This is a genomic window from Mesorhizobium sp. M1078 (assembly GCF_040318615.1).
GTDB lineage: Bacteria > Pseudomonadota > Alphaproteobacteria > Rhizobiales > Rhizobiaceae > Mesorhizobium.
This window is the reverse complement of record NZ_JAMYMP010000059.1, coordinates 1-16852: the sequence shown is the minus strand read 5'-3', so window position 1 is coordinate 16852 and position 16852 is coordinate 1. Positions and strand designations below refer to the sequence as shown.

The window sequence follows — 16852 nt, the reverse complement described above, 5'->3', positions numbered from 1 at the left end:
CTGGTCGATTTACCTTCTGTCTTGGTCATGGTGGCGTTCCTTCCAGGGAATCGGTGACGTTGAACATCACCAGCCTGCCATGACCGCCCTCTCTCAGCGAATTTGCAGAACTCTCAGCACATTACCATTTCCCGTTCCACCACCGGCAGGCGAACCGCCGAAGGCCTGGAGGACGAGGCAGAGGCGACGGCCACGCGCTTGCGGTGGACACAAGGATCTGGCAGTCATCCGGGCGTAGCTAAAAAGATGATATACATTAAAGGCCCGCAGCCGGTGTCTCAACTGCCAGGCGGGCAGATCGATAGGGTCCATATGGCGACGTACGGATTGAGCACCACTCCTCGAACTCGGGGATTGGAGATGTCGCCCCATCACGCCTGAGAGAGTCCGCGAGACAGAATCGCCTTAACGCGCTAGGTCGACGCGCGACGCGACGATGGTGTGGTAGCCTTCCACCGGTCCGGCCGGCCGGCGGCGCTGCCTTCTGCCCAGTTCTTGGCCCGGGCCCGCCAGGATCACGACGGCCCGACATCACATCGCCGGCTCATGAACCCGCCATAGCCGAACGGCATCCACCGTCTCGTTGGAGCCGTTGATATGCGGCCACGCCGCGGGTTTTTGTGTGGGTTTCCGGTCCGCGCGGCCGGCGCGGCGAAGCATGCGCTCCATGGACGGATGGGTGACGGTGACAATTGGGCCGGCACAGCGGGACGGGCCGAACTCGATCATAGCTGTGAAGAGCTCGTAAACCAACAGAACGCTACCCGCTCGCTTCGGGGGTGGATGACGTAACATCAAGCGCACGGCGGTGCTTTCCCAGACGCTCGGTTCCTTGGGCGCCGTCTTTCCTTCCAACAGCACAAACAGTATCGCAAGACATGGTCGCCCCGCCCGACATTCGTCCGCACATCCGTGGGGCCTCCCCTTGAAAACGCGGTATCGTAGAGGGTGCATGTAATTCGTTGCCAAGTCAGTACCAACCAGCCGCAATAAGTGCATCATGATGCGTCTAGAGGAAGGGATGACCTTGCATTGGAGGCGAATGGCCAGCCGAAAACAGCCTTTGCTCATGCTCAATAGAACCAAAGACGAATTCAGCTTCTCAGAGAATTGAAGATCGTGATGAGGCCAGCAGGGCTACGGCCTGATCCTTGGTGTGCACGCCGAGCTTCTTCTTCACATTGTCGAGGTGGAAATCGACGGTACGCGGCTTGATGCCCAAGATGCAGCCGACAGCCCAAGAGGACTTGCCGCGCGCGGCCCATTGAAGGCATTCATATTCACGAGGTGTCAACGGAACGCCGTCCACTGTTCGATTGCCGGACAGCTTTCGACGAGCATAAATGTGAAAACATGTCGCCACGAGTTGGAGCGCCTGTTCGTATCGCCCAGCAACGCGCAGGGAGGCGGAATTGGGCTTGTCAGCGGCAAAGGTGATAGCTGCAACACAGCCTCTGCGATCGATAATCGGGATTGTCAAACCGCACCGGATGCTGAACTGGGCCGCCTCATCGAATAGCTTCTCTTGAGCCGGCAACATCTCAATGCAACGCAAATCCGACCCCGGCCATTGAAATGGGGAGCCGCCACACCGCGCACGTATAATGACGGGATCGACTTTCTGATACTGGTTTTGCAGATAGTGCGCGGTCCAGGGAGGTGGATAATTTGAAATCAGCTTGGGCTCGCCACAAGACTGCAACGGCAAAGACAGATAGGCAAAGGTGAGTAGATCAAGTGCTGCGGCCGCCCCAGCCATGGCATCCCGGAAATCTGTTTCATCGACACTCTCCGACAACTTTTCCAGAAATGTCTCGAAGAGAGGCGGCATGTTCTTCGTCATTGTCCTAGCTCAATCGCTTTGTCCGTCTGCTGCGCGCCATTCTGACCTGGAGACTCCGCCATAAGCCGGGCCCGCATAACTGCGGCCGGTCTTAGCAAGCAGAGCTGACGGCCTTAGAATGCCACAAGGCGCTGCGTGATCTTCGCATAGTCGTCACCAACCGCAGCTGCGCTGGACTGTTCGAACGGCCATCACGGAGAAGCTACAGCATCTTCCCAACGCAATAACGCAATCGGAGAGATCTTCTTGCGAAATGAAATCCTCGCCACCCCTGCATGGTACAATCGTGATCGTCCTGCGCCACCATCATCGGGGCGTTGTCAAAAGCCCTCAATCAAATGGTCGCCCGGTGAACTTGGGTCGACAGAGAAGAGGACAACGGAGTAGGCGCATGTCGCCGCTTTGAGGCCAAAGATCCGGGCGTATTGTTGCAACGCTTTCTGATTTGTTGCTGGGCAGATCGACTCCGAACATTTGCCATGGATAGAGGGGGCGCTGTTCTCCGCTAAATTCAAACACCAATTATCATCTTAAGCCGGGCCCAACCCAAGGCGGCACTATCGCTCGACACTGCTGCGGAGACATTCGATTGAAGGCTCTGAAGCACTTTGCGAAATGCGAAGCAGACGTAAACCCGCAGGCCATGGCAACGTCAATGATGGGCATTCGTGTGCCTTCGATCAGGCGCTTCGCATGGTCTGTGCGAATGCGGAGATAGTGACGCACTGGCGGAACTCCGATATGGGAAGCGAACAAGCGCTCCAGCTGGCGCCGCGATACTCCGGCCCGTTGCGCGACCTCCTCCATTGTCAGCGGGAACTCTACATTTTCCTCCATGATTCGCATTGACATCAGGAGCTTGTCGCTGACACCCGCAAAGGCTAGACCCGACGGCCCGGTCTGGCGGTTTGATCCTGAGCGCTGACCTTGGACAGTCGAGTGGCGGCAGACCTCCTGTGCAATATACCCGCCGGCATGGCTGCCGATCAGATCGACGGCCAGGTCAAAAGCTGCCAGTTCTCCTGCGCAGGTTGAAAACTGGCCGTCCTTGACAAACAGGGAATCGCTTATGCGGGGTTGGTTGAATACTTCGGCAAAAGCAGCGAGCCGCGACCAGTGTATCGTGCAGCGTGTACCTGCCAGAAGCCCCGTACGAGCGAGCAGCCATGTCGCTGTCCCCACCGCAGATATCGGCACCGCGCGACGCGCCATCGTTCGCAGAAATCCGTTGAGCTCAGGCGTCAGTTGCTGTTCTACCGGTTCGCCCGTTACGATAGCGAGCTGGTTCGGTCTTCGATCGTCGGAGCCGAAAACCAGTTCGTCTATCGTGACATCAACAGCAACCGAAAGGCCGTTGGCGCCCTCGATCGGCCGAGCGTCAAGCCCCGCGATGCGCCACCGGAACAGCGGCAGGCTCGACACCGTGTTTGCGATGCGAAAGGGTTCAATATAGGCGTGAAGCGCCAGGTGCGAGAACCCGGGTAAGACCAGAACCACCAGGTCAAACGGTCGATCGGCCGCCGCCGGTTTTTTCGGCGTGGCCAACGACGTGATTGCTCTAACGTTGGCGGGTGCGTTCACTAGGATCCGTACGTGGCTACTGGCTGACCGAACATGCCGGGTTCCGGTTTGATGCCGAGGCCGGGCAGTTGCGGTACGGCGATGTGACCGTTTTCGATGACAATCGGATTCTTCGCGTCGAAATGTCCTTCGATATATTCCTGCGCGATCCAGGCGCCCTCAAAACGGCGCGGCTCCACAGTGGAACCTAAGTGCACGCAAGCCGCCGCGATTATGTCGCCACCCCATGCGTCATCACAGCTGTGCGGTAGCGAGCGGATGGCGCAAACGTCGCGGATTGTCGCCATTTTGGTGAGGCCGCCGAGACGCGTGACCTTGAAGCCGAAGCCATCCGCTATGCCGAGGGAGATCGCCCTGAGTACTGCGTTCTGATCTTCGGTGCTCTCGTCCAAATATACCGGATGCGTCACCCTGCCCTTCAGGGTGGCGATCTCATCCATAGTATTGCAGGGTTGCTCGAAAACGAAGGGGATCGCGTGGCAAAGCCGGTCAAGATGAATGGCGGCAGCGACAGTGAGCCCCCTGTTGCCATCCACTGCGAGACGCGCTTTGTAGCCTACCGTTTCCCAAACCATGTGAATCGAGGCCACATCCTGTTCGAGATTCCGCCCCGAGATTTTGACCTGCAGGCGTTGATAACCTGACTTCACCTTGTCGGCGGCTATCCTGGCCGTTTCGTCAGGCGGGCCAACAATGAGCGAATAGTAGGCCGGAACACGGTCGACGAGCGCGCCTCCCAGCAGTGTCGAGATCGGCACTCCAAGCCGCTGGCCGAGAACGTCAAGGAAGGCTATGTCGAACGCTGCCTTGGCATAGCCATGCCCGTTCAAGCGCTCGTCCATGCATTTGGTGAGGAGCCTGATCGAGGCAATCTCGGCACCCATAAGACCTGGGGCGATCTCGGCAATCGCCGCGCGTGCGCCGAGCGCGTGATGCGGCTGATAAACCGGCCCGACCGGGCAGGTTTCGCCCCAGCCAGTCAGTCCGTCATCGGTGCCAATCTCGACTATAGTGCTGTCAAGCGCGTCTACGTCGTCGCTGGCCATTCGGTAGGTGCCACCTTTAACGGGTAGCTGAACCTTATAGACGTTGATCTGGTCAATGCGCATGACGATGCTCAGTATTCCTCGTTGAGCGCGTCGACAGCGGGGATTTCCCGCGAGCGCCGATCGATATACGCGCGCAATTCCTCGTCCTTCGCGATGTCGAGCTTTGGTTCTTCATATTCGGCCAGAAGGCGGCGCGCATGCTCCAGGGCACGCTGCTTGATGTCCTTTGAGCCATCAGCGTACCACTGCTCAACCGAGTTATTGTCGAAGAGTTTCGGAATAAAGAAAGCCTTCTCGAAGTTCGCCTGTGTATGCGGATGGCCAAAGTAATGGCCGCCTGGCCCGACGTCGCGGATCGCAGCCAGGGCTTCATCGAAATCGTCCCACTGGATGCCTTGTGTCATGCGATAGCCCATCGCGCAGACTTCGGCGTCGACAACGAATTTCGCGATCGAGCAGTGCATGCCGGCTTCATTCCAGCCAGCAGAATGCCAAATGTAGTTTGCACCTGACAGCAGCACGGCCATCATGGTCATCGCACTTTCATAGCCAGCTTGCGCATCGAAGATCTTGGCGCCGCCAAGCAAGTTCGAAGTGCGCCATGGCACGTTATAGCGACGAGCCATCTGGCCGATCATGAAATTCATGAGCGAAATCTCTGGCGTTCCCGCCATCGGCGCTCCCGATTGCATCGACACGGTCGATAGGTAATGCCCATAAATCGCAGGGCAGCCCTCGCGCACCACCTGCGTGTAGGCAAGTGCGGAAAGCGCTTCCGCATTGAGCTGCGCCACTGCCGCCGCGGTGGAGGCTGGCGTGTTCGCGCCGCCGAGAACGAAGGGCGAGCACAAGACGGGCTGATTGCGCCGGCAGAAAGCTCGCATGCCGCCCAGCATGACCTGGTCCCACACCAGCGGCGAGTTGCCATTGCAGTTTCCGGTGGTGACTGCATGGTTCTCAAGGAAGCCTTCACCGAAAAGGATTTCGCACATGTCGAGCACGTCCTCGGCATTCTTGGGCGAGGTGGTCATGCCCATGAAAATCTTGTCGGAATGCTTTATTGACGAATAGGTGATGTGCAGGTGTCGGTGCGCGACGACAATGTCCATCGGTTCGACGATGTGGTGAGCCGACGAATGTAGCGCCGGCATCATATGGGCAAGCTTGTGGAAGGTCCCAAGGTCCGCGATCGTCGGGCCACGCCTCACATCATCGAGATCGCGCATGTACGGCGCGCCTGTCATGGGCACGAAGATTGATTTGTTGCCTCCGAGTTCGACATTCTTCGCCGGATCGCGCGCGAAATATTCGACGTTGGGGGGAATGGTCTTGATGAGCTCCATGACCAGGCCGCGGTCGAGATGAACCCGGTCATCGGCGCGCACGTCCGCTCCGACTCTCTTCCAGTCCTCAATCGCGATCGGATCGCGAAACACCACGCCTACTTCTTCCAGGATAGAGAGAGAAGCCTCGTGAATGCGTTCGACCTGCTCGGCATCCATCGGCTCTACCACCGGCAGGCCGCGCTTGAGCGTCGGCAACATGTCGACCTTTGGTGCGGTGCGGATCGTCCGCCTCGCTTCCCGCCCGCCTCTACGAGAGAGCTGTAGTTGAGCAGTCATGCCGGCCTCCAGACAAATATGTCGCGACCGAAACCGGACCGCACTCAACCATTGCCGGAGCTTTGAGCCTTGACCTACTGCAAAAGTCTCATCCGAGTGTTGACTAAAGGGCAGGCTGGGCCGCCGGCTCACTCACCTGGACTCGAGAGATGGTCGGGTCGAGCAGCGGCGGAGCTTTCCACGTCGCAGCTCAGCCTTACGGATAACGCGGAAACTTGGACGTAATCGGCCATGACCGTAGGCATCCCGACAGGCAGAGATGATGATGCATTGCCGCAAAGCGAGCGACCTAAAGTCAATCGGGAGGCGACTTTTTTGCGTCGGCTGGCTCCCGCGGTTCCGTGGTAGCACGTTTCTTGCTTGGTGCCGGGCAAGAACAGAACAGCCCATTCCCGGATCAGACGAGGTGAACAAAAACGACAACCTCGGACTCATCTAGGCATCAGATGGGTAGCGACAGGAGGATTTGAATGCCAAGGCCAAATCTCGTCAATAATGTACTCAGCGCGAGCACGTCGCGCAGAACCTTGCTGAAGGCAGGCGGCGCCGCCGCGCTTGTCATGAGCGGCCTGACGACGGGCGCCAGGGCCGACGCGTCCCGGCCGCTGGTCTATGCCTTCGCGGCATGGTCCGACGCGCTGGCAATCACCTATGTCGGCGCGAAGCTCATCGAGGACAATTTCGGCTACAAGGTCCAGCCGCTGCAGGCGGAGCCAGGCGTGATCTATGCCTCGCTTCAAACCGGGAAGGCCGACCTCTATTCGAACTCCTATATGCAGGGGATGGGCCCGCTGAAAGGCGCCTATCACGGCGGCCAGGCGGACTATGTAAAGAAAGTCGCCGGTTCCATCAAAGTCGTCGGCGTTTCGGAAGGCCCGATGACGCAGGGCCTTGCCGTTCCGGACTATGTAGACATCAAGAGCATCGCCGAGCTCAACGACCACGCCGACAAGTTCCCAGGCGGCATCATCGGCATCGACGCCGGCTCCGGCCTCATGCAGTCCGCAGATGCAACGGTGAAGGCTTACGGTCTCAAGCTCAATCTGGTCCCGGGCAGCGAAGCTGCCATGGAAGCGGCCTTCCAGCGGGCTTACTCGAAGAACGAACCAATCGTGGTCACCACTTGGGAGCCGCTCCCGATGTGGAGAAAATTCAAAATGAGGTATCTCGAAGATCCCAAGAAGACGATGATGTCAGAGCCCTTCTACTGTTTCCACGTTACGTCGAAGGACTTTGAATCCAACTTCCCCAAGGCCCAGGCATTTTTGACAAGGTTCCACATCCCGAATGACGAAGAAGCCAAGATCATGGGCTGGATCGACGGCGGGATAAAGCCTGAAGACGCCGTCTCAAAGTGGATCGGCGAAGTGAAAGGCAAGGGCATTATCGAGCCGTGGCTCGCCTGATCCCGAAGCACGCATCCTCCCAAGAGTGCGGGGTCCGCGCCGACCCTGCATCACCACCTGTATTATGCGCGGGAGCCTCGAATGAGCACGCGAAAGCCGGCCGTCGAGATCAAGGATCTCTACAAGATTTATGGCGGCAACCCCGAAGTGAAACTGGACAGACTGCGTTCGGGCGCCTGCGGCCCCGACGAGGGCGGCGGTTTCGTCGCGCTCAACAACATCAACATAACCATTGAAACCGGGAAAATCTTCGTCGTAATGGGTCTCTCAGGCAGCGGGAAATCGACCCTTCTTCGCTGCATCAACCGCCTTGTCGACCCCACTGCCGGCCAGATAGTGGTCAATAGGCAGGACATTACGAAAGCCGGCAAAAAGGAACTCCGCCAGATCCGCTCCAGCATGATCGGAATGGTGTTTCAACATTTTGCGCTCCTGCCGCACATGTCGGTCATCGATAATGTTGCGTTTGGGCTCCGTGTCGCCGGGGTCGGACGCAAGGAGCGACGCGAGCGCGCAGGCAAGGCACTCGAACTCGTAGGGCTCAGCGGATGGGGCGACCGCAAGCCGTCCAACCTTAGCGGCGGCATGCGCCAGCGCGTTGGCCTGGCGCGTGCCCTGGTGATGGACACGCCGGTGCTGCTGATGGATGAGCCGTTCAGCGCGCTCGACCCGCTCATTCGCGAGGAGATGCAACAGGAGTTGCTTCGGCTTCAGAGCACTCTGAACAAGACGATTGTCTTTGTGACACACGACCCAAACGAAGCGGCAACGATCGGTGACCGCATCGCTATTCTCCTCAACGGAGAGGTCGTCCAGGAAGGCCAGCCGATCGATATCGTGCTCTCCCCCGCCAGCGACTACGTCAGGGACTTCGTGCGGGGCATCGATGTCTTCAAGGTGCTGTCGGCTGGCCAAGTTATGGACGCCGTCTGCCCGCCGGTGGAACTGGCGAACAGGCCGATCTCGGAATGGACGAAACATCTGTCGTAAGACTTCGTAAAGCTCGCGCCCGACGATCTGGTCGCCCCCTATCTCGATGAGCTGGCGAAAGAGCAGCGCGCTTTTATCGTGGTTCAGAACGACGGAACGCCCGTCGGGACGGTTACCCCTAAGTCCGTTCTCAGAGCGCTCGCGGCCCATTCCTCGTTAGCCGGCGCGACGCCGAAGATCGAGAAACCGAAAGCTGCCGACACGACGAGGGCAAACGCCGTGGCAGAACGCGCGGCACAATAGCGATTCAAGCGACTCTAGCTGAGGATCATGAGGATGGATTTTTCGGAGTTTGCAGGCACGGTTGCCGCGTCAATCGACGAGTTCACGTCCTACCTCTCAATGCATTTCGGATTTGTCTTCGATTTCATCTCGACCGTGATCCTGGGCATACAGCAGCCCTTGGCCACGGTCCTGACGAGCGCGCCGCCCTGGCTGAGCATCACGACCGTTATGGCCGCTGGTGTCCTGCTCGCGCGGCTCTCGCTGGCTATCCTCAGTGGATGTGGGCTGGCCTTCATCCTCGTCATGAAACTCTGGGCGCCGGCGATGGTGACACTGTCCCTGGTGCTTACGGCAGCCGTTGTCGCCCTGGCCATCGGGATACCAATCGGCATTCTCATTGCTGAATCGAAGCGCTTGAACGCGGTGGCTGAGCCAATACTCGACTTCATGCAGACGATGCCTCCGTTCGTGCTGCTCGTTCCAGCCGTGTTCTTCTTCGGCGTTGGAACGGTTCCGGGCATCGTTGCGACGATCTTCTTCGCCATGCCGCTGCCGATCAGGCTCACGGCCCATGGTCTCAAGATGGTTGAGCCGGAAATGGTCGAGGCGGGGGAGGCCTTTGGCGCAAGTCGCCTGGCCGTGCTGTTCCTGATCAAATTGCCGCTGGCGTTCCGCTCGATTATGGCAGGCGTCAACCAATGCGTGATGATGTCGCTATCGATGGTCATCATCGCCTCCATGATCGGCGCTGGCGGCCTGGGCGACGAAATCATTCGGTCGATCTCTCGTCTCCAGGTTGGGAGGGGCGTCGAAGCTGGCCTTGCGGTCGTTGTTTTGGCAATCCTGATCGATCGCATCACCAGGCGGATTAGCGAGAAAGTTGATCCGAGGGCCTGACAAACATGAAGTTCGGTCAATGGCGGGCTTCTCCTCGTCACGCAATCGGCAGTGGCAACTTCTTGGTGCGTCCCCCATCGATGACGTAGACCTGCCCGGTCACGAAGGAGCTTTCTTCCGAGGCAAGCCAAACGGCAAGGTTTCCGACATCAGTCGGCTCACCAAGACGTCCAACCGGATGCATTGCGAGCAGTTCCCTGCGGACACGCGAGCCGTCAGCCATGCTGTCGATGTAGATCTCACTGAGGTCAGAATTGATCCAGCCCGGCGCAATGGCATTGCACCGGATACCCTCGTGCCCATGGTCCACGGCGACGGCTGCTGTAAAGCCGTGAATGCCAGCTTTCGAAGCGGAATATGCAGGATGACCCGGATTAGACGCCAAGCCTTCAATCGAGCCGATGTTAACAATGCTTGCAATGCCTCGCTTGCGAAGATGCGGCATTGCCGCCTTCGTTAACAAAAATGGGGCCTTGAGGTTGATCTTCATCAACTGGTCCCAGTCCGTCTCGGTCATCTCCTCGACGGTCTTCTCGAACATGATCCCGGCGTTGTTGACGAGGATGTCAAGGCCGCCAAATCGCTCGACGACGGCCTGAACGGCCGAAACGATGTGCTCGGAGTTCGCAAGGTCCGCCTTCACGTAAAAGGTGCGATCGTTGAGGATCTCGTCGGGTGGCGGGTTCCTCTGCACAACGGCAACCTTGGCCCCTTCCTCCACGAAACGTCGCGTGATGCCGGCGCCGATGCCACGGCCGCCGCCAGTGATGATGGCAATTCTTCCTGCAAGTCTGTCAGCCATAGGGTGTCCTCAATAGACCGGCTTGGCGCCGTTCACTTCAACGGCCGTGCCGGCGATGTAGCGGGCGGCATCGGAGCTCAAGAAATACACCGCATCGGCGATGTCTTCCGGCTCAGCAATGCGCCCGAGCGGAACCGTCTTGTTGAGCTCCGCTATGGCAGTGTCGGGATTGAAGCCGCGCTTGGCGAAGCCCGTGCGCAGCATCGGCGTGTTGACCTCATTTGGACACACCGCGTTGACTCGTATCCGGTCACCGGCATGATCGCGGCCAAGGCACTTCGAGAACGCTGCCACTGCCGCCTTGCTGGTGCAGTAGGCGGGATGCCCGGGTCCGGGATAAAGTCCCCAGCACGATGCGATGTTCACGATCGCCCCGCCGCCGTGGCCCTTCATATGGCCGATCGCCCTTCGGCATGTGTAGAATATCGATGTGAGGTTGATGTCGAACGTCCGCTCCCAATCCTCATCGGTCGTCTCGAGGATATTGCCCCTCGTGATGATCCCCGCATTGTTGACGAGCACGTCCAGCCTGCCTGTGATCTGGATGGAATAGTCGATCAAATCTTCGCAATAAGCCTTGTTCCTGAGGTCGCCGGCCTTGCTCCAGACATTCTGTCCGATTCGATTGAGTTCGGCCTCGAGCTGGTCTAGGCCAGCCTGGTCGGCGTCTCCGGCAATCACATGGAAGCCGTTCGCGACGAACTGCTTGGAGATCGCTTGCCCGATACCTCCCGCCGCGCCTGTGATCACCGCAGTTTTCTTTTCAATGCCAGTCATAGCTCAAGCCATCTCTGAGAGGGAAAGTTAGGCTCATAATCTCTCAACGGCGGGCGAAGACCAGTGGGGCGGCCCTGCAAAAGTCTCACTCCCTTGTTGAGTAGTTGAGCCCAGATATCGCCATGGACATGCTAAGGTGTAGCTGCGTCGGACATGGGCTTGGGCAGCGTCGCAGATCGCGCAGCATGGTGCGTACCGTTTCCCCATGTTGTGGCGATGGCTCGGGGATCGCAGCCATAGTCCGTCACTTATAAATGATTTGCCGATATCTTGGGGTTCGCTTGCCCAATCTGTCGCGCCGGGCGAATATTGAAGTTTTTGGAGCTTGAGATGGTCCGCCGCTACTATGACCTTCCGTCCCTGACTGCTTTGGCTGTTTTCGAGGCGTCTGCCCGGCACTTGTCATTCAAATTGGCTGCTGCGGAATTGAACGTTACTCCCGGCGCCGTGAGCCGGCAGATCAAGGCGATCGAGGACGAACTCGGAGTTCCGCTGTTTACCCGATTAGGAACCGGTGTGGCGCTGACAAGCGCCGGCGAAGACCTTTACGGCGTGTTGGCTACCGGTTTTTCGCGGGCCGCAGATATCGTCCGAAATGTGAAACACGGTGACCGTTCCAAGAACGTCACGCTGGCATGCACGGACGCCTTCGCGTCAACGTGGCTGATCCCGCGGATGCCGGATTTTTGGACGAGGTACCCGGATATCGCTGTTGACCACCTTATCTCGGACAATCCCCGCGATTACCGCCGCGCCGAGGTCGAATTGCGCATCCGCTACGGGTTCGGATCGTGGTCGAATGAAGATGCTGAGCTCCTTTTCAATGAAACAATCTACCCGGTATGCGGGCCTGGGTTTGCAAGCAGGCACCGCGATGCAACGGCGGAATCGTTGGCCGATCTTCCCCTGCTGCATGTCGATTGGGTGGATCCCGATTGGGCTGGCTGGGACGAGGTCCTTCGGCGCGCGGGGGTCTCGCATGGTCCGACCCGCGGTCGGCGCTTCGGCAAGTTCTTCGTGGCGCTTCAGGCAGCTCAGGCCGATCAAGGGGTGGCTGTTGGGTGGCATCGCCTTGTCAAGGCGCAGATCGACGAGGGCAAGCTCGTCAGACTGACGGATCTCGAGCTCCCCGCCCCTGGCAGCTACTATCTCACATGGTATCAAAATCGTACGCTTTCCCCTGCCGCCCAGAGCCTGCGTAGCTGGATCCGGGAAGTGGCGGCGCAAGAACGAGAAAGCTAAAGCTCTCTGCCGGCGCGCTTCTGCATCGCCCACAACTTCATCGGCGCGCCGATCGACATCAGCGGTTCTGGATAAAGCTGAATCGGGCTTGGCTCTTTCAGGGCGTCTGCAACCATTGGCTCGTTATTGCCAACGGCAAGATCGGCAGCCAGCATCCCGTAGAGGGTGCCCTGCACCGTTCCTAGGCCATTGCAGCATCCGGCAACGAAGACTCTGTCTTCAATCTCGCCGAATGCTGGCGCGGAATTGAGAGAGAGACACAAGTGGCCTCCCCAGCGAAATTCCATCGGTGCTTGACCCAGCATCGGGAAGCGCGCCTGGAATGATCGGTCGTGCACAGCGCCGATCCGACGGATCTGCTTCTCACTGGTGGACATGTGCGGATTATAGGTGAAGGTGTTGCGGACGACGATCCGATCGCCGATCCTCCGGATGGTTGATCCCATGGGATCGGCTGGGATCAAGCCCCAATGCGGCTCACCTCCCACCGCTGTCTGTTCGCTCTTGGAAAGCGGCCTCGTCATGCTAGCGTAGGTGAACACGTGCAGCAGGCGATTCTTGAAGTAACCAAAACTTTCGAGATGACCGTTGACTGTCAGTATCAACCGCGGCGCGGTGATCTCGCCCTCAGCCGTCTTGGCCGTATGCAGTTTGCCGGTCTGTAAAGATGTGACCGGGGAATTCTCGAATAGCTGCACACGCCTCGACAAGCCTTCGGCAAGCCCACGGATGAAGCCGGCGGGCTGGGCCATTACCGTTCCTGGCGTGAAGGTACCGCCGACGAAAAAATTGGTTCCAGTGATTTCCTTCAACTGCAGCGCGTCGAGCGGCTCGAATGGCTCGCCTAGCCCCGTCAGATGCTTTTCAAATTCGCGCAGAACCGCAAGACCGTGATCGGTTGCAGCTCCATGGTACTTGCCGGCCCGAACGAAGAACTTCCGCAATCCGTATTCGTCCGCCGCCGAAGCAGAGAATTCAATCGCGGTCCGGTTCATGCGGATGCGTTTGTGATCGTGATCCTGGCTTCCGCCGTAATGCTCCCCACCGAGCTCGTGCGGAAGGTCGATCATGAAGCCGGAGTTGCGCCCGGCAGCACCCCAGCCGACGCGCTGAGCGTCGACCACCACTATGCGCTCGTTCGGCACCAGTTGTGCGAGGCGCCGCGCGGCCGCCAAGCCAGCAAACCCAGCTCCTACAATGAGCCAGTCCGCCTTGTGACGGCCGCGCAGCACCTCAGGTGCCTTGGGAGGCGGCAGAATACCGTACCAACCGGGCATGGATGTGTCCGCAGGCGTGCGGACAGCCTCGTGATCGCTCATCGGTGCGACCAGGCTAGTCTACCGAACGCGAGACTTTAGGATCGGAGATGTCCGCCCAGATGGTCTTGAGTTCAGTATATTGGTCATGGGCATGCAATGACTTGTCTCGTCCCCCGAAGCCGGAAAGCTTGAAGCCGCCGAACGGAGTTGAGACATCCCCTTCCCCGTAGCAGTTAATGGTCACCGTGCCGGCGCGAATGTCCCTTGCGATGCGATGTGCCTTGCCGAGATTGGCGGTAAAGATTGAAGCTGCAAGCCCGTATTGCGTATCGTTAGCGACCCGGAGCGCCTCGTCAGCGTTGGCCACTTTGATTACCGACAGCACTGGACCGAAAATCTCCTCTCGCGCAATCGTCATTTCGGGCGTGACATCGTCGAATACGGTCGGCTCAATGAAATAGCCTTTGCCATGCTTGTGGGCGTTGCCGCCCGTTACGATCCTAGCGCCTTCCGCCCGCCCCTTCTTGATGTAGCCCATGATGCGGTCGAACTGCTCCTTCGACACAATGGCGCCCAGCCGATTGCCCGGATCCAACGGCTCGCCGATAGGCCATTCCTTGAGCTTGTGGATGACCGTTTCCACCAAGCGGTCCTTGATCTTCTCGTGCACGATCACGCGGGAATTGGACGAGCAGTTCTCGCCCATGTTCCAGAAGACGGCCTGGGTGACATGCTGCGCCACAACATCGAGATTCTCCGCGTCTTCCAGCACGATGCATGGGTTCTTTCCCCCGCATTCGAGCACGATGCGCTTAAGATTGGACTTGGCGGAATATTCCAAGAATTTCCGGCCGACGTCAGTTGACCCGGTGAAGGCGACCATGTCGATATCGGGATGCACGCCGAGTGCCTTGCCAGTCACTTCGCCCGGACCGGTGACGATTTGCAGGACGCCTGACGGCAGCCCGGCCTCATGCGCCAGTTCGGCGATCCGCAACGTGGACATGTTGGTCTGCTCGGCCGGCTTGACAATGACGGAGTTGCCCGTCGCAAGTGCCGGACCGATCTTCCAGGCCAGCATGAGGATCGGAAAATTCCAAGGCAGAACGCAGGCGACTACGCCCAGCGGCTGGCGCACGATCATCGACACGACATCGTCGCCCGAAGGTGACGTCTGGCCATAAAGCTTATCGGTGGCTTCCGCATGCCATTCCAAGCAATGCAGGGCTTCGGGGATGTCTATGGTTTCGACGTCGTAGATCGGCTTGCCGCTTTCGAGCGTCTCGAGCACTGCAAGCTCATGGGCGTTTTGCTTCATCAGTTTCACGAGCCGCCGCAGAACGCGCTTGCGCTCACTCGGATGCGCACGCGACCAGGCGCCCGATTCAAACGCCAGTCGCGCCTTCTCGACAGCGAGATCGACATCGGCCTGGCCGCAGGAAGCGATCTTGGCGATGACCTGCCCTGTCGCGGGATTGATGGTCTCGAAAGTATCCCCAGATCGCGCAGCCCGCGCCTTGCCGTCGATTACTGCGCCGGTCGGCAGTGGCAGGCTTTCGGCTAGGTTCTGGTACTCATCACGCGTTAATAGCGATGACATTCTCGGAAGCCCTCTTTTGGGATTTTGCAGTAATTGACGCGATGACTGCCTTAAGGGTGCGGATCGTTGACTCGAGTTCCCGCTTCTGTTCGTCGCCGAGTGCCCGCATCGGCAGGCGCACGGGCCCAGCTGGCAATCCAGCCAATTCGCACCCAAACTTTATGCTCTGGACGAATTTGCCGCCCTGTTCGAGAAGCCTCATCAGAGGCAGAAGCGCCGACATGATCTGCCTGCCCTTGGTGAAGTCCTTCTCTATCACGCAGGCTTCGTACAGCGCGAGGTGCTCTGCCGGTAGGCAGTTGCCGGCGCCACAGACCCACCCTTTTGCGCCCCAGGCGAAGAATTCGAGCGCCTGATCATCCATGCCGCAGAACAGGTCGATATGCGGATAGTCGCGAGCCAAGGCATGCAGCTGGTTCATGCTGCCGCTAGATTCCTTGATGGCACAGAAATTGGAGCTGCGACCGACGCGGTCCAGGAACTCTAGATCCATCATCGTTCCAGTGCGACCGGGGTAGTTGTAGAGCATCACCGGTAGATTGGCGGCCTTGTCGATCGCAAGTGCATGATTGGCAAGTTCGAGCTGCGTGGGAACAGCGTAATACGGCGAGCCGATTAGAATGCCGTCGTACTTGAGGTCCTTTGCAATTAGCCCGTATTCAATGCAGTCGTCGGTGCGAATGGAGCCGACCCCGGCGATCAGGGGCATCTTCCCCTTCACCACGCTCCTCGCAAGCTTAAGCAGGCTAACACGCTCGTCGCGTGACTGGGCGTAGTACTCTCCTGTCGTACCACCAACGATGATACCGTGGACCCCAGTTGAGACCAAGTGCTCGACCATGACGCAGAAGCCTTCACGGTCGATCGATCCGTCCGCATGAAAGGGCGTTGTGACGGGCGGAATAACGCCTTTGAACGACATCTGCCTGGCTCCAATTCGGGCTATTGGCCAGTGTTATATGCAAGCTGAGGAGCGGCGGCAGTCGAATTAAATTCACCTGGCAGGGAACTTTTTTGCGGCTCGGGCTGTCGAGCATACCTGCGAGAACCGGCGTATGGCCGCAGCCGCCTGACACGAGCAAGTCGCTCATCGACGGCTATTAACCCTTGGCCAATCGGGGATTATGATGGTACATCGTCTTGGCCCGAAACTGTTGAGAAACTCCAGAAGGTGGTATCCTCACCTCAAATCCGGGGTTTTGGTTGATATCTAGTCACGAGAGCACGCAGTATCGTTCGATTGTCTCGAGCCGCGATCGAAGTACGCTCGAGAGCCCGTTGAAACTACAGTCCCATGCCGCGGCGAAGCGTAAGCTCATAACGTGTCATTGGAGCATCGACCAATTCGATGCGTAGCGACTCCGCGAGCGCTCCGCCGTTCGTCGCTTACGGCGACGGTGAAAGGTCGCGCAGGTCGTCCATGTTGATGTATCGGTTGGCCTCCATCCAGTTTTCGTTGGTCTCGACGGCCAAGGCCCTGACCAGGCGCAGGCAGCTTTCGGTGTTGGGGAAGATGCGCACGACATAGGTGCGCCGGCGGATTTCCTCGTTGAGCCGCT

15 protein-coding genes are annotated in these 16852 nt (G+C 58.8%); 4 read left to right on the top strand and 11 right to left on the bottom strand.

Features of this window, described 5'->3' with window-relative positions:
• Positions 1-531: 531 nt before the first annotated feature.
• The 5 genes from NKH38_RS32155 to NKH38_RS32135 all read right to left on the bottom strand — a co-directional run bounded on the left by NKH38_RS32155 (position 532) and on the right by NKH38_RS32135 (position 6095).
• A complete protein-coding gene (locus NKH38_RS32155) occupies positions 532-954 on the bottom strand; it encodes an acyl-homoserine-lactone synthase (protein ID WP_352904816.1) in 423 nt (140 codons plus the stop codon).
• Between the two features lie 148 nt (positions 955-1102).
• Complete coding sequence (locus tag NKH38_RS32150) at positions 1103-1831, bottom strand: LuxR family transcriptional regulator (RefSeq protein WP_502896694.1); 729 nt, start codon at positions 1829-1831, stop codon at positions 1103-1105.
• Between the two features lie 537 nt (positions 1832-2368).
• Positions 2369-3388 carry a GlxA family transcriptional regulator gene (locus tag NKH38_RS32145; protein ID WP_023690620.1) on the bottom strand — a complete coding sequence of 340 codons (1020 nt, stop codon included), beginning with the start codon at positions 3386-3388 and terminating at the stop codon, positions 2369-2371.
• Positions 3389-3423: 35 nt separating this feature from the next.
• Positions 3424-4533: a mandelate racemase/muconate lactonizing enzyme family protein gene (locus tag NKH38_RS32140; RefSeq protein ID WP_352765515.1), complete on the bottom strand. Its 1110-nt coding sequence runs from the start codon at positions 4531-4533 to the stop codon at positions 3424-3426.
• A gap of 8 nt (positions 4534-4541) precedes the next feature.
• Positions 4542-6095, bottom strand: coding sequence for a trimethylamine methyltransferase family protein (locus tag NKH38_RS32135; protein WP_031206293.1), 1554 nt, complete (start codon positions 6093-6095; stop codon positions 4542-4544).
• Between the two features lie 470 nt (positions 6096-6565).
• Between NKH38_RS32135 and NKH38_RS32130 the strand changes: the two genes are divergently transcribed.
• The 3 genes from NKH38_RS32130 to NKH38_RS32120 all read left to right on the top strand — a co-directional run bounded on the left by NKH38_RS32130 (position 6566) and on the right by NKH38_RS32120 (position 9613).
• Positions 6566-7501 (top strand): glycine betaine ABC transporter substrate-binding protein, encoded by a 936-nt coding sequence (locus NKH38_RS32130; RefSeq protein ID WP_352765517.1) that lies wholly within the window; start codon positions 6566-6568, stop codon positions 7499-7501.
• A gap of 81 nt (positions 7502-7582) precedes the next feature.
• Positions 7583-8491 carry a quaternary amine ABC transporter ATP-binding protein gene (locus tag NKH38_RS32125; RefSeq protein WP_352765519.1) on the top strand — a complete coding sequence of 303 codons (909 nt, stop codon included), beginning with the start codon at positions 7583-7585 and terminating at the stop codon, positions 8489-8491.
• A gap of 276 nt (positions 8492-8767) precedes the next feature.
• Positions 8768-9613, top strand: coding sequence for an ABC transporter permease (locus NKH38_RS32120; RefSeq protein WP_352765521.1), 846 nt, complete (start codon positions 8768-8770; stop codon positions 9611-9613).
• A 37-nt stretch (positions 9614-9650) separates the two neighbouring features.
• On the opposite strand, the gene NKH38_RS32115 is transcribed toward NKH38_RS32120, so the two are convergent.
• A complete protein-coding gene (locus NKH38_RS32115) occupies positions 9651-10415 on the bottom strand; it encodes an SDR family NAD(P)-dependent oxidoreductase (protein ID WP_023816950.1) in 765 nt (254 codons plus the stop codon).
• Positions 10416-10424: 9 nt separating this feature from the next.
• The gene (locus NKH38_RS32110; RefSeq protein ID WP_352765523.1) at positions 10425-11192 is read right to left on the bottom strand and encodes an SDR family NAD(P)-dependent oxidoreductase; all 768 of its coding nucleotides are present in this window, start codon (positions 11190-11192) and stop codon (positions 10425-10427) included.
• Positions 11193-11522: 330 nt separating this feature from the next.
• Here NKH38_RS32110 and NKH38_RS32105 point away from each other — a divergent pair, with 330 nt between their 5' ends.
• A complete protein-coding gene (locus tag NKH38_RS32105; RefSeq protein WP_352765525.1) occupies positions 11523-12434 on the top strand; it encodes a LysR substrate-binding domain-containing protein in 912 nt (303 codons plus the stop codon).
• Here the strand turns inward: NKH38_RS32105 and NKH38_RS32100 are convergent.
• The 4 genes from NKH38_RS32100 to NKH38_RS32085 form a co-directional block, all read right to left on the bottom strand.
• On the bottom strand, positions 12431-13753 hold the full coding sequence (locus NKH38_RS32100) for an NAD(P)/FAD-dependent oxidoreductase (protein ID WP_352765527.1): 1323 nt from the start codon (positions 13751-13753) through the stop codon (positions 12431-12433). The genes NKH38_RS32105 and NKH38_RS32100 overlap by 4 nt on opposite strands.
• Before the next feature lie 13 nt (positions 13754-13766).
• Entirely contained in the window at positions 13767-15293 is a 1527-nt protein-coding gene (locus NKH38_RS32095; protein WP_352765528.1) for an aldehyde dehydrogenase, read from the bottom strand.
• Complete coding sequence (locus NKH38_RS32090) at positions 15271-16215, bottom strand: dihydrodipicolinate synthase family protein (protein WP_023690608.1); 945 nt, start codon at positions 16213-16215, stop codon at positions 15271-15273. Before NKH38_RS32090 ends, NKH38_RS32095 begins: the two co-directional genes overlap by 23 nt.
• A 464-nt stretch (positions 16216-16679) precedes the next feature.
• Positions 16680-16852: transposase (locus NKH38_RS32085; RefSeq protein WP_352904814.1), on the bottom strand; the 173-nt coding region annotated here is incomplete at its 5' end.

Excerpts from the sequence above, each read along its gene's own strand:
- NKH38_RS32130 (WP_352765517.1), top strand. The coding sequence starts at position 6,566 with ATGCCAAGGCCAAATCTCGTCAATAATGTACTCAGCGCGAGCACGTCG.
- NKH38_RS32100 (WP_352765527.1), bottom strand. The coding sequence starts at position 13,753 with ATGAGCGATCACGAGGCTGTCCGCACGCCTGCGGACACATCCATGCCC.
- NKH38_RS32125 (WP_352765519.1), top strand. The coding sequence starts at position 7,583 with ATGAGCACGCGAAAGCCGGCCGTCGAGATCAAGGATCTCTACAAGATT.
- NKH38_RS32090 (WP_023690608.1), bottom strand. The coding sequence starts at position 16,215 with ATGTCGTTCAAAGGCGTTATTCCGCCCGTCACAACGCCCTTTCATGCG.
- NKH38_RS32135 (WP_031206293.1), bottom strand. The coding sequence starts at position 6,095 with ATGACTGCTCAACTACAGCTCTCTCGTAGAGGCGGGCGGGAAGCGAGG.
- NKH38_RS32095 (WP_352765528.1), bottom strand. The coding sequence starts at position 15,293 with ATGTCATCGCTATTAACGCGTGATGAGTACCAGAACCTAGCCGAAAGC.
- NKH38_RS32115 (WP_023816950.1), bottom strand. The coding sequence starts at position 10,415 with ATGGCTGACAGACTTGCAGGAAGAATTGCCATCATCACTGGCGGCGGC.
- NKH38_RS32105 (WP_352765525.1), top strand. The coding sequence starts at position 11,523 with ATGGTCCGCCGCTACTATGACCTTCCGTCCCTGACTGCTTTGGCTGTT.
- NKH38_RS32140 (WP_352765515.1), bottom strand. The coding sequence starts at position 4,533 with ATGCGCATTGACCAGATCAACGTCTATAAGGTTCAGCTACCCGTTAAA.
- NKH38_RS32110 (WP_352765523.1), bottom strand. The coding sequence starts at position 11,192 with ATGACTGGCATTGAAAAGAAAACTGCGGTGATCACAGGCGCGGCGGGA.
- NKH38_RS32155 (WP_352904816.1), bottom strand. The coding sequence starts at position 954 with ATGCACCCTCTACGATACCGCGTTTTCAAGGGGAGGCCCCACGGATGT.
- NKH38_RS32150 (WP_502896694.1), bottom strand. The coding sequence starts at position 1,831 with ATGCCGCCTCTCTTCGAGACATTTCTGGAAAAGTTGTCGGAGAGTGTC.
- NKH38_RS32120 (WP_352765521.1), top strand. The coding sequence starts at position 8,768 with ATGGATTTTTCGGAGTTTGCAGGCACGGTTGCCGCGTCAATCGACGAG.